The sequence below is a fragment of the Microbacterium sp. JZ37 genome (assembly GCF_035188445.1).
Taxonomy (GTDB): Bacteria; Actinomycetota; Actinomycetes; order Actinomycetales; family Microbacteriaceae; genus Microbacterium; species Microbacterium barkeri.
In genome coordinates this window covers 535,151-547,143 of the sequence record NZ_CP045253.1, presented here as the reverse complement: position 1 = coordinate 547,143, position 11,993 = coordinate 535,151, and the positions used below count along the sequence as shown (strand labels likewise).

At 71.1% G+C, this 11,993-nt stretch carries 10 protein-coding genes; 5 read left to right on the top strand and 5 right to left on the bottom strand.

Annotated elements, in window-relative coordinates:
* The first annotated feature begins 17 nt into the window (after positions 1-17).
* Positions 18-464: a MarR family winged helix-turn-helix transcriptional regulator gene (locus tag GC092_RS02365; protein ID WP_271174314.1), complete on the top strand. Its 447-nt coding sequence runs from the start codon at positions 18-20 to the stop codon at positions 462-464.
* Here the strand turns inward: GC092_RS02365 and GC092_RS02360 are convergent.
* Positions 446-1,918 carry an MFS transporter gene (locus tag GC092_RS02360; RefSeq protein WP_324013894.1) on the bottom strand — a complete coding sequence of 491 codons (1,473 nt, stop codon included), beginning with the start codon at positions 1,916-1,918 and terminating at the stop codon, positions 446-448. The genes GC092_RS02365 and GC092_RS02360 overlap by 19 nt on opposite strands.
* 181 nt (positions 1,919-2,099) lie before the next feature.
* On the opposite strand from GC092_RS02360, the gene poxB reads away from it, so the two are divergent.
* Both poxB and GC092_RS02350 read left to right on the top strand, forming a co-directional pair.
* Positions 2,100-3,824 carry a ubiquinone-dependent pyruvate dehydrogenase gene (gene poxB / locus GC092_RS02355; protein WP_282980071.1) on the top strand — a complete coding sequence of 575 codons (1,725 nt, stop codon included), beginning with the start codon at positions 2,100-2,102 and terminating at the stop codon, positions 3,822-3,824.
* A gap of 28 nt (positions 3,825-3,852) precedes the next feature.
* On the top strand, positions 3,853-5,352 hold the full coding sequence (locus GC092_RS02350) for a carboxylesterase/lipase family protein (protein WP_324013891.1): 1,500 nt from the start codon (positions 3,853-3,855) through the stop codon (positions 5,350-5,352).
* Between the two features lie 10 nt (positions 5,353-5,362).
* Here GC092_RS02350 and GC092_RS02345 read toward each other — a convergent pair whose 3' ends face one another.
* The gene (locus tag GC092_RS02345; RefSeq protein ID WP_324013889.1) at positions 5,363-6,346 is read right to left on the bottom strand and encodes an LLM class F420-dependent oxidoreductase; all 984 of its coding nucleotides are present in this window, start codon (positions 6,344-6,346) and stop codon (positions 5,363-5,365) included.
* Between the two features lie 115 nt (positions 6,347-6,461).
* Here GC092_RS02345 and GC092_RS02340 point away from each other — a divergent pair, with 115 nt between their 5' ends.
* Positions 6,462-8,504: a 5'-nucleotidase C-terminal domain-containing protein gene (locus GC092_RS02340; RefSeq protein WP_324013888.1), complete on the top strand. Its 2,043-nt coding sequence runs from the start codon at positions 6,462-6,464 to the stop codon at positions 8,502-8,504.
* Between the two features lie 12 nt (positions 8,505-8,516).
* On the opposite strand, the gene GC092_RS02335 is transcribed toward GC092_RS02340, so the two are convergent.
* The 3 genes from GC092_RS02335 to GC092_RS02325 are packed head-to-tail and all read right to left on the bottom strand — an operon-like array spanning position 8,517 to position 11,491.
* The gene (locus tag GC092_RS02335; RefSeq protein ID WP_324013887.1) at positions 8,517-9,527 is read right to left on the bottom strand and encodes a DNA-methyltransferase; all 1,011 of its coding nucleotides are present in this window, start codon (positions 9,525-9,527) and stop codon (positions 8,517-8,519) included.
* Positions 9,524-10,573, bottom strand: coding sequence for a lipoate-protein ligase LplAB (locus tag GC092_RS02330; RefSeq protein WP_324013884.1), 1,050 nt, complete (start codon positions 10,571-10,573; stop codon positions 9,524-9,526). Before GC092_RS02330 ends, GC092_RS02335 begins: the two co-directional genes overlap by 4 nt.
* 60 nt (positions 10,574-10,633) lie before the next feature.
* Complete coding sequence (locus tag GC092_RS02325; protein ID WP_324013882.1) at positions 10,634-11,491, bottom strand: alpha/beta fold hydrolase; 858 nt, start codon at positions 11,489-11,491, stop codon at positions 10,634-10,636.
* Between the two features lie 59 nt (positions 11,492-11,550).
* Here GC092_RS02325 and GC092_RS02320 point away from each other — a divergent pair, with 59 nt between their 5' ends.
* A complete protein-coding gene (locus GC092_RS02320) occupies positions 11,551-11,991 on the top strand; it encodes a MarR family winged helix-turn-helix transcriptional regulator (RefSeq protein WP_271174323.1) in 441 nt (146 codons plus the stop codon).
* Positions 11,992-11,993: the final 2 nt, after the last annotated feature.

The following is an 11,993-nucleotide window of genomic DNA, read 5'->3' as shown; positions in this document are numbered from 1 at the left end:
ACGCTAGCCTGAGAGGCATGGCCGACCGCAGACTCGCTATCGCCGCGTGGGAGAGCCTCTTCCGTGCGCAGCACGAGGTGTTCGAGGACGTCTCGAACGACTTCGTGGGCGGCGACCTCTCGCAGGCGGAGTACGACGTGCTGCTCACGGTCACCCGCGCCCCGGACATGACGGCGCGGCTGCGCGACGTCACGGCGAACATGCTCATCAGCCAGCCGAGCGTCTCCCGGCTCGTCGACCGCATGGTCGGGCGCGGGCTCGTCACGAAGTGCAGCGACCCCGACGACGGGCGCGGCGCCCTCGTGACGGCGACGGAGGACGGCGCCCGCGCGTTCCGATCGATCGCCGCGGCTCACGGCAAGAGCATCGCCGAGCGCATGTCGTGCCTCGACGACGACGACCTGCGGACGCTGCTCGACATCACCGAGAGGCTCCGCGCGGGAAGCTACCGGTCGGTCGACTGATCCGGCGCGACCGGCTCGTCCTCCGCGTGCGGAGTCGCGACGAGCCCCGCCGTCCCGGGCGTCGGAGCGGCCGGCGCCTCGGGTGCCGCGTTCGGCTCTTCGCCGTCGCTCTTCAGGAACTGGGTCGACAGCATCCGGTAGGCCGGCAGGAGGAACGCGCCGAGCGCCAGCAGGATGGCGACGACGCCGGCCGCGACGAACACGAGCGCGATGCCCCGCGCCTCGCCCTCCCCCAGCAGCCAGGCCCACTGCCGTTGACCCGCGTCCGTCTGCATGTACGGGATGACCCAGAGCTGGGCGATCGGCGCGATCAGGAACGAGGTGATGGGCGCCGAGGCCGCTTCGAAGGTCATCGCGAACCCGAAGACGCGCCCCTGCTTCTCGTACGGCGTCACCTTCTGGATGACCGTCTGCTCGGCCGCCTCGACGGCGGGCATGAGGCACATGAAGACCCAGATGCCGCCGACGTAGAGCCACGCCCAGTCCCTCAGGGTGAAGACCGCCCCGACGACGCCGACGAGCGCGGCGATGAGCAGCATCGTGCGGATCGGGTTCCTGCCGAGCCCCAGCTTCGCGATCACCGCGCCGCCGACGATGAAGCCGGTCGAGCCCACCGCGAGCCAGATGCCCCACATCTCGACCGAGAACATCTCGAGCCCGTACGGGTCCATGAGCGCCATGTAGACGCCGCCGACGAGGTTGTTCAGCGTCGTGAAGAGCACGAGCGTGAGCAGCCCCGGGACCGCGCGCACCGCCTGGAACCCGCCGGCGACATCCACCCACCGGGTCTGCCCCTCGGCGTGCACGATCTCGCGCTCGGGGATGCGGATGGCCATGAGGTGCAGAAGCGACAGTGCCATCGCGACGAGGGCGATGAGCAGCGTCGTGCCCATGCCGAGGAGGCCGACGGAGAGCCCGCTGAACACGCTCGTGACGAGGAATGCGAGGCCCTGCACGGTGCCGACCATGCCGTTCGCGTTCGCATGGCGGTCGACGGGCACGAGAAGCGTGACGGTCGTCGAGAGGGCGATGTTGCGCAGCTGCTCGACCACGGCACCGGCGAGCATGACGACGGCGAAGATCCAGAACCACGGCTGCGTGAGGTCGACGATGCGCTCCTCGCCCAGCACGAAGAAGAAGATCGCGTCGAGGCAGAAGACGCTGAACGCGATGAGCGTGGCCCAGGCCATGACCGCCTTCTTGCGGAAGCGGTCGACGAGGGTCCCGAAGAACATGCTGAAGAGCGCGATGAACAGCATGTAGGCGCCGCCGATGACGCCCGTCGCGATGACGTTGCGGGTCTCGAGGTAGATCCAGAAGGTCAGGGCCCACCAGAGGTAGCTCGTCGTGATGTTCGCGAATGCCGTGTTCACGAGCACGTGCAGGAAGCTGCGCATGCCGTTCTCGGGAGGCGCCGGGTTGCCGTCGCCGGGATGGGTCTGCGTATCCGCCATGGTCTCTCTCCGTCGTCGCACGCCGTCGTTCGGATACTTGCAAAAGGCAAGTACCTCGTCAAGAGGATCTGTCGAGGAGAAGCTACGCGCCCCCTCGGACATTCCCGCGGACCGCCTCCGGGCTCCGGATCGGGCGTAACGTCGGAGGTACCGCAGGCAGGCTCGAACGGAGGCACGACCCATGACCGACGTCGCCCAGAACATCGTCGCGACCCTCAGGGCGAACGGCGTCGAGCGCGTGTACGGGATCCCCGGCGACTCGCTCAACGGCTTCACCGACGCGCTCCGCAAGGACGGATCCATCCGGTGGGTCCACGTGCGCCACGAGGAGTCGGCGGCGTTCGCGGCGGCCGCCGAGGCGGCGCTGACCGACGACCTCGCCGTCGTCGCGGGCTCGTGCGGTCCGGGCAATCTGCACCTCATCAACGGGCTCTACGACGCGCATCGCTCGCGGGTTCCCGTGCTCGCGATCGCCGCGCACATCCCGACCTCCGAGATCGGCACGAACTACTTCCAGGAGACGCACCCGCAGGAGCTGTTCCGCGAGTGCAGCGCCTACGTCGAGTACGTCGCGGACGCGAGCCAGATGCCGCGCATCCTCGAGATCGCGATGCGCACGGCCATCCAGGAGCGCGACGTCGCGGTCGTCGTGATCCCCGGCGACGTCGCGCTCGCGGAGGCCGCCTCCGACCGCGTGACCGTCATCGACCGGGCGCGCCCGGTCGTCCTGCCGAACGACGCCGAGCTCGACCGCGCGGCCGAACTGCTCGACGGCGCGAAGAAGGTCACGATCCTCGCCGGCGCCGGCGTCCAGGGCGCGCACGACGAGGTCGTCGCCCTCGCCGACCGGCTCGCCGCTCCGGTCGTCCACGCGCTGCGCGGCAAGGAGTTCATCGAGTACGACAACCCGTTCGACGTCGGGATGACGGGACTGCTCGGATTCGCCTCGGGCTACCGCGCGATGGAGGGCGCCGACGCGCTCCTGATGCTCGGCACCGACTTCCCGTACCCGCAGTTCTACCCCGAGCACGCGACGACGATCCAGGTCGACATCCGCGGCTCCCAGCTCGGCCGCCGCCATCCGCTCGACCTCGGGCTCGTCGGAGACGTCAAGGCGACCGCGGCGGCGCTGCTCCCCCGTCTCTCCGAGAAGCGCAGCCGGCAGCACCTCGACGACGCGCGCGACCACTACGTCAAGACGCGGCGCAAGCTCGACGAGCTCGCGGTGCCGCGCCGCGGGGCGCACCCGATCCACCCGCAGTACCTCGCGCGACTCCTCGACGAGGCCGCAGCCGACGACGCCGTCTTCACCGCCGACGTCGGCTCGCCGACCGTCTGGGCCGCGCGGTACCTCACGATGAACGGGCGCCGGCGTCTCATCGGCTCGTTCAGCCATGGATCCATGGCGAACGCGCTCCTGCACGGCATCGGCGCGCAGGCCGCGCAGCCCGGCCGCCAGGTGGTCGCCCTCGCGGGCGACGGCGGGCTCGCGATGATGCTCGGCGAGCTCATCACCCTCACGCAGAACGATCTGCCTGTGAAGACCGTCGTGGTCAACAACTCGTCGCTGAACTTCGTCGAGCTCGAGATGAAGGCCGCCGGCTTCGTGACCTACGGCACGGGTCTCGAGAACCCCGACTTCGCGGCCGTCGCGAACGCGCTCGGCATCAAGGGCATCCGGGTGGAGCGGTCGGATGCCCTCCCTGCCGCGATCGAGGAGCTCCTCGCCCACGACGGGCCGGCGCTCCTCGACGTCGTGACCGAGCGGCAGGAGCTGTCGATGCCGCCCACGATCACGGCCGACCAGGTCGGCGGATTCGCGCTCTACGCCATCCGCACCGTCCTCTCCGGCCGCGGCGACGAGCTCCTCGACCTCGCGAAGGCGAACTGGCGCCAGCTGTTCTGAGCCTCCCGGGGGCGGCGATACTGGAACCGTGACCGCGAGCATCCCGACCGATCCGCACCGCGTCGAGCAGCCCGTCGTCGACACCGAGGCGGGTCGCGTGCGCGGGTTCTGGCGCCGGGACTGCGCGACGTTCCTCGGCATCCCGTTCGCGCAGCCGCCGGTCGGGCGCCTCCGCTTCCAGGCGCCCGCGCCGCACGAGCCCTGGGATGGCGTGCTCGACGCCACCCGGCAGGGGGCGACGCCCCAGCGCGGGGCGACCGGCATCACGCTCATCCCGGAGCCGTCGGTCCCCGGTCGCTCGACGCTCAACGTCAACGTGTTCACCCCGACGACCGATCCGGGTGCGGAGCTTCCCGTCCTCGTGTACTTCCACGGCGGCGCCTACGTCTCCGGCTCGATCGCGAGCCCCTGGTACGACGGGCGCTCGTTCGCCCGCGACGGCGTCGTCGTCGTGACGGCGTCGTACCGCCTCGGCTTCGACGGGTTCGGCTGGATCGCCGACGCGCCGAGCAACCGCGGGGTGCGGGACTGGCTCGCCGCCCTCGAGTGGGTGCAGCGCAACATCCGTTCCTTCGGCGGCGACCCCACCCGCGTGACGATCGCGGGCCAGTCGGCCGGCGGCGGAGCGGTGCTCACCCTTCTCGGGATGCCCGCGGCGCAGCACCTCTTCTCGGCGGTCTGGGCGATGTCGGCCACGATCGGCGTGATCACGCCCGAGGAGGCCGAGCGCTTCGGGCGCCGGGCCGCAGCGGAGGGAGGCGTCGAGCCGACCGTGGCAGGATGGCGCGCCCTCACCGAGAAGCAGGTGCGCGACGCCGCGAAGGACCTCATCGCCATGCGCGATCTCCACGGCGCCCAGGCCGTGCTGTCGGATGGCCTGCGGCTGGGTCCTGCGATCGACGGCGAGCTCATCCTCGAGCCGACTCTGCGTGCCCTCGCGAAGGGCGTCGGCTCCGACAAGCCCCTCGTGATCGGCACCACGGACGACGAGTTCTCGATGATCGTCGACGACCACAGCCGGTGGCTCCGCTGGGTTCCGGCCTGGCTCGTCCTGACCGTGCTCGGGCTCCCTCGGAAGCGACGCCGCGCCTACCTCCGGGCGAACGCGGAGCTGCGGCGCGAGCGCGGCGTCCCCGCCGCGATCGGCCGCTTCGTCACCGACGCGCTCTTCCGCCGCCACGTGGTGCGCATCGCCCGCGCGCGATCGGCCGCGACCTCGGGCGGCCGCACCTGGGCGTACCGCTTCGAGTGGGTGTCGCCGGCGCGCGGGTGGTCGCTCCACTGCCTCGACGTGCCGTTCTTCTTCGACGTGCTCGACGCCGAGGGCGTCGACCTCATGACCGGCGAGGACCCGCCGCAGGAGCTCGCCGACGCCGTTCACGGCGCGGCGGTCGGCTTCATCCGGACCCGCGCCGCGGATTGGAGTCCCTGGTCAGCCGGCTCGACGCCGTCGCGCGTGTTCGCGTACCCCGCGACCACGGAGACCGAGTCGCTGGATGCGTACGACGGGGCGATCCCGCTCGCGTGAGGCCGCGCGCTCAGCTGAGCGCCGGGATCACCTTCTGCTCGAACAGCTCGACACCCGACCGGTCGTAGGCGGCCTCGGGGAAGTAGTGGATCGCGTAGGCCAGACCCTGGTCGCCGAGCGCGGCAAGGCGCTCGGTCACCTGCTCGACCGTGCCCACCGCGACCGCTCCCCGGTACTCGCCGATGAAGCCATCCGTCGCATCGCCGAGATGCGGCCGGACGCGCGCCTCGATCGCCGCGAGGCGCTCCTCGACCTCGGACTCGGTCTCGCCGATGACCGTGTTGTAGTTCGCCGACCGGACGATCTCGGCGAAGTCGCGGCCGATGGCGTCGCAGTGCTCGCGAAGCACGGCGCTCTTGTGGGCGAACGCGTCGGGCGCGCCGGCGAAGTTCGTGTACTGCGCGTACTCCGCGGCGATCTTCAGGGTGACCTTCTCGCCACCGCCCGAGATCCAGAACGGGATGCCGGGGCGCTGGATGGGCCGGGGCTCGACGATCGCGCCGTCGACCTGGTAGAAGCGGCCGTCGAGGGTCGCCTCCCCCGTCTCCCACGCCTGCTTCATGATCTCGACACCCTCGCGGAGCATCCGGAGTCGATCGCCGATCTTCGGGAATCCGTACCCGTACGCGCGCCACTCGTGCTCGTACCATCCGCCGCCGATGCCCATCTCGACGCGCCCGCGCGAGACATGGTCGACCGTCGCGGCGACCTTCGCGAGGTATGCGGGGTTGCGGTATCCCATGCACGTGCACATCTGCCCGAGGCGGATGCGGGTCGTCGACGCCGCGAACGCCGACATGAGGGTCCACGCCTCGTGAGTAGCCTCGCGCGACGGCACCGGCGTCGTGTGGAAGTGGTCGTAGACCCACAGCGACTCCCACGGACCGGCGTCGGCGGCCTGCGCGAGCGACAGCATCGCGCTCCACTGCTCGGCCGGATCGATGCCGACGAGGTCGTGACGCCAGCCCTGGGGGATGAAGGTTCCGAAGCGCATGCCGCCAGGGTACCCGCCTTCCCGCGCGCGACATCCGCATGTCATCGGACCCCCGTAAGGTGTCCCCGTCGCCACCGCGACGCCCTCTCCCCTCTCCCGAACCAGGAAGGCACTCATGCGCAGGATCATCGCCGCGCCCGCCGCCGCCCTGCTCGTCCTGCTGCCGGCGGCACCCGCCGCATCGGCCGCTCCGGACGACGCAGAGCGGCGCATCCCGCTCACGCTCATGGCCACGACCGACGTGCACGGACACGTCGTCGACTGGGACTACTTCCAGAACGCGCCGTTCCCCGCCGACGACGCACTCGGGCTCACCCGGGTCGCCACCGCCGTCGATCAGGTGCGCGCGGAGAAGGGCGCCGAGTCGGTCGTCGTCCTCGACAACGGCGATGCGATCCAGGGCACTCCCCTCACCTACTTCTACGGGATGGGCGACGGAGCGCCGTCCGTGCTGTCGGGCGAGCTCGAGCACCCCATGGCGACGGCGTTCGACGCGATCGGCTACGACGCGCAGGTGGTCGGCAACCACGAGTACAACTACGGTCTCGACCTCCTCGCCGCCTACGAGCAGGGCCTCGACGCTCCGCTTCTCGGTGCGAACGTCATCGACGTCGCGACCGGCGAGCCTTATCACGAGCCCTACACGCTCATCGATCGCGAGATCGACGGCGAGACCGTCACGATCGGCGTGCTGGGGGTCGTGACCCCCGGCGTTCGGGTGTGGGACAAGGCGATCGTCGACGGCGTGCTGGAGTTCCGCGACGTCGTCGAGACCGCGGCGGAGTGGGTGCCCGTGGTCGAGGAGCAGGCCGATGTGGTCGTCGTGCTCGCGCACACGGGCAAGGGCACCACTGCCGACGCGGACTACGACCCGGCTCTGCTCGAGGAGGACGCCGCCCGCAACATCGCGTCCCAGGTGCCCGGCATCGACGTCGTCGTGGCCGGCCACAGTCATCAGGACGAGCCGGAGGAGGTCGTCGAGAACGCCGCGGGCGAGAAGGTGCTCATCACCCAGCCGGAGTACTGGGCGCGCAGCGCGAGCCAGGTCGACCTGACGCTCGTCGCCGACGGCGACGGCTTCCGCGTCGACTGGTCGGATGGCCACGCCCCGGTCGTCGTGCCGCACTACGGGCGAGAGGGGATCGGCGAGAGCGCCGGGCTCGCCGAGGCGGTTCAGCGCGCGCACGACACCACGGTGTCGTACGTCAACACCCCGGTCGCGACGTCGACCGAGGAGCTGCGCACCGAGACGTCGCGCTACGAGGACACCCCGATCATCGACTTCATCAGCGAGGTGCAGGCCGAGACCGTCGCGAACGCGCTCGACACGACGGAGTACGCCGACCTGCCGGTGCTCTCCCAGGCGTCGCCGTTCTCGCGGACGGCGCGCTTCCCGCAGGGCGAGGTCACCATCCGCGATCTCGCAGGCCTCTACATCTACGAGAACACGCTTCTCGGCGTCGTGCTCACGGGCGCGCAGGTGCAGGACTACCTCGAGCACTCCGCGCGCTACTTCGTCCAGACGGAGGAGGGCGCCGAGTTCGATCCCGAGAACGGCACGAACGCCCGCTACGAGGATGCCCCTGAGGGCATCCCCGACTACGCGTACGACGTGCTCACCGGGCTCGACTACACGATCGACATCTCGCAGCCGGTCGGCGAGCGCATCACGGGGCTCCGCCACCCCGACGGCACCCCCGTGTCCGACGACGAGCAGTTCGTGCTGGCCGTGAACAACTACCGGCAGAGCGGCGGCTCGGGCTACCCGCACGTCGCGGAGGCGCCCGTCGTCTACGACGAGCGCCTCGAGATCCGGCAGCTGCTCGTGGACTGGGCGCAGTCGCGCGGCGTGATCGACCCGGCCGACTTCTTCACCGAGAACTGGTCCCTCACCACCTCGCCCGTCGAGGAGGCGCCGTCGCCGGCGCCCACCCCGGAGCCGACTGCGGAGCCGACCGCGGCGCCCTCGCCGGAGCCCACTGCCGAGCCGACCGCAGCGCCCTCGCCCGCGCCCACCGCAGCGCCCTCGCCCGAGGCCGACGAGGATGCTCCGCTTGCGCCGACGAGCGGCTCGACGGTCATCGGCACCGGCGTCGCCGGCGTCCTCGTGCTCGGAGCGGGGGCCGTGGTCCTCGCGGCGCGCCGGCGCCGAGTCTGAGGCGGGCAGGCGCTACCTGCGGAGAACGACGCGCGCGTCGGGGATGCGGTCTCCCATGATCCGGATGGCGTCGGGGTTGTCGTCGATGAGCACCGCGTCGCGGCCGAGCGCTGCGGCGACCGCTCCGGTCGTGCCGCTGCCCGCGAACATGTCGAGGACGCGATCCCCCGGGCGCGAGGAGGCCTGGATGATGCGGCGCAGGATGCCCTCGGGCTTCTGCGTCGCGTATCCGGTCCGCTCTGCCCCGCTCGTCGGCACGATCGTGTGCCACCAGACATCCGTCGGCAGCTTGCCGCGACGCGCCTTCTCGCGCGTGACGAGCCCGGGTGCCATGTACGGCTCGCGGTCGACGGCCTCGGAGTCGAACCAGTAGCGGTCGGGGTCCTTGACGTAGACGAGGATCGTGTCGTGCTTCGTCGGCCATCGGCGGCGCGACTTCGCCCCGTAGTCGTACGCCCAGATGAGCTCGTTGAGGAACGCGTCGCGGCCGAAGACCGCGTCGAGCATCACCTTGGCGTAGTGCGCCTCGCGGTAGTCGAGATGCAGGTAGAGCGTGCCGTCGTCGGCGAGGAGCCGCCAGGCCTCCTCGATCCGCGGCATGAGGAAGCCCCAGTAGTCGTCGAACCGGTCGTCGAAGGTGCGCAGCGCACCCCGCACGCGCTCGTAGCTGCGGCCGTGGAAGCCCGTGTGCGTCGCCGCGCGGACCTCGGCCTCGTGCGCGTCGATCGCCGCGATGTCGGCGCCGTCCGGGCTCCCGAAGAGCGCGCCGTCCTCGAGGACGGGCTCGGGGGCATCCGCCGCCGCCTCGGGCTCGTCGGGCACGTGGATCGAGAAGCCGCGGCGGCTCTCGTCGGTCTCGCGGCCGCGCCCCGTGTTGAACGGCGGGTCGAGGTACGCGATGGTGAAGGCGCCGTCGGGCAGCCGTGCCGCGACGTCGAGGTTGTCGCCGTAGTGGATCGCGACCGCGCCGCGGCCCGGTGTGAGGGCGGCGAGCGGTGCGTCGTCGAGGATGTCCTGGCTCACGGGACGCGGTGGAGCCACGCGTCGGTCGCGAACTTGGTGCGCACGAGCTCCTCGGCCTCTGCGAGTTCGTCAGGCGCCACGTGCCCGCGCTCGGCGCCGGTGAACGCCTGGAACGACGCCATGAAGCGGTCGATGATCTCGCGGCGCGACATGCCCGTCTGGCTGCGGATCGGGTCGACGCGCTTCGCGGCCGACGCCGTGCCCTTGTCGCTGAGCTTCTCGCGCCCGATCCGCAGGACCTCGGTCATGACCTGGCCGTCGATGTCGTACGAGAGCGTGGCGTGGTGGAGGACCCCGCCGTTCGCGAGCCGCTTCTGCGCCGCCCCGCCGATCTTGCCCGAGGGGCTCGCGATGTCGTTGAGCGGCTGGTAGGTCGCCTCGATGCCGAGCCCGCGCAGCGCCTGCAGCACCCAGTCGTCGAGGAAGGCGTACGAGTCGGCGAACGTGAGTCCCGCCACGAGCGATGCCGGCACGTAGAGCGAGTAGGTGATGATCTGCCCGGCGCCCATGAGCATGGCGCCGCCGCCCGAGATGCGGCGGACGACCTGGAAGCCGTGGCGTGCGGCGCCCTCGGGGTCGACCTCGTTGCGGTACGACTGGAACGAGCCGATCACGACCGCCGACTCGTCCCACTCCCAGATGCGGAGCGTCGGCTTGCGGCGACCGTCGCCCACGCGCCCCGTGAGCACCTCGTCGAGCGCGAGGTTGACGAGCGGCGAGACGGCGGGGTCGTCGATGATCTCCCACTCGAAGTCGGTCCAGGTCGACGCCGTCACGAGCGCGCGGCGCACGGCCGTGCCGACGGCCTCGGGCGTGAACCCGAGCATCTGGACGCCCTCGGGGAGGCGCGCGCGGATGGCCGCGGCGATCGCCGGGACGTCGGCAGTGTCGGGCATGCCGATCAGCGCGCGGTTGATGTCGTCGAGCGCCGTGTCGGGCTCGAGGAAGAAGTCGCCCGCCAGGTGGAAGGAGCTGATCCTCCCGGCCTCGACCTCGAGGTCGACGACCACGAGCTTTCCACCGGGGACCTTGTACTCGCCGTGCACGCGTCCAGCCTACGTCGTCGCGTCGAGACGACGCCGAGAGAGCGAGCGCTCTCTCGCACGCTACGACCGCGCCGGCACGCGCGCGTCGAGCCAGGCGAGGATGTCGGCGCGCACGCGCCCCTGCACGGGCTCGTTGAGGATCTCGTGCCGCCCGTCGTAGACGAGCGTCGTCACATCCGTCAGCCCGGCGCGCTCCCGATACGCCTGCGCGAGCTTGTGCACGCCGCGCGGGCCGCCGACCGTGTCGTCGCGCCCGACGAGGAGGAGCACGGGGACGTCGGCCCCCGCCCGCTCGCGGAGGTCGCGGCGGGGGCGCCCGTAGATCCGGGCGGCCTCGACCACGCCGAACAGCTTGACGAGCGGCACGTTGACCGTGAGCGGATCGTCGAGGAACGCCTTCTGCACGGCCGGGTCGGTCGAGAGCCACTCGACGCCGGTCGCGCCCGGCGCCTTCCACGGCGCGTTGAGGTCGCCCGGGTTCAGGGCGCCCGGCCACCGCAGCGACGAGCCGACGAGGACGACCGCGTCGTACGCCTCGGGGTGGGCGTCGAAGAGGATCTGCGCGAGGAAGGATCCCCACGAGTGGCCGAGGAGCACGAGCGGGAGGCCCGGGCGCTCGTCGCGGATCCGCCGCGACAGCTGCCAGACGGCGTCGACCGCCGCGCGGTGCCCGCCGACGCCGAGGCGACCGAGCTTCGCCGCGTCACCGTGCTGGCGCATGCCCGTGCGGCCGTGACCGCGATGGTCGTCGGCGTTGACCGCGAAGCCGGCCCCGGTCAGCGCCTCGGCGAGCGCGGCATAGCGCCCCGCGTGCTCGCCGACGCCGTGGAGCACCTGGACGACACCGCGGGGCCGCCCCTCCGGCTCGTAGACGTCGTACACGATGGCGACGCCGTGCGCGTCGACGAACTCGGGCATGCGTCGATCGTACACACCCCTTTATTTAGCAAAGCTAATGAGCTATGCTAATGGTTGACATGGCTAAACAATCCGCATCGACGAAGCTCTCCTCCGACGCCTCCGAGATCCGGGCCGCCGTCTTCCGCCTCTCCCGGCGGCTCAAGCAGCAGCGCGCCGTCTCGGACATGACCGACGGGCAGTTCGCCGTGCTCGTCGCCCTCAAGGTGCACGGGCCGCACACGCTGTCCGCGCTCGCCGAGCGCGAGGGCATCACCGCGCCATCCATGAACCGGACGGTCAACTGCCTCGAGGAGCTCGGCCACCTCAGCCGCACCGAGAACGGCGATGACCGGCGCAAGGTCGACATCCAGATCACCGAGAGCGGGCGGCGCGTCGTCGAGGAGACCGCGCGGCGACGCGACGAGTGGCTCTCGAAGGTGCTCGCCGACCTGTCACCCGAAGACCGCCAGACGCTCCGCAGCGCGGCGGCGATCATCATGCGGGAGGTCGAGCGATGAAC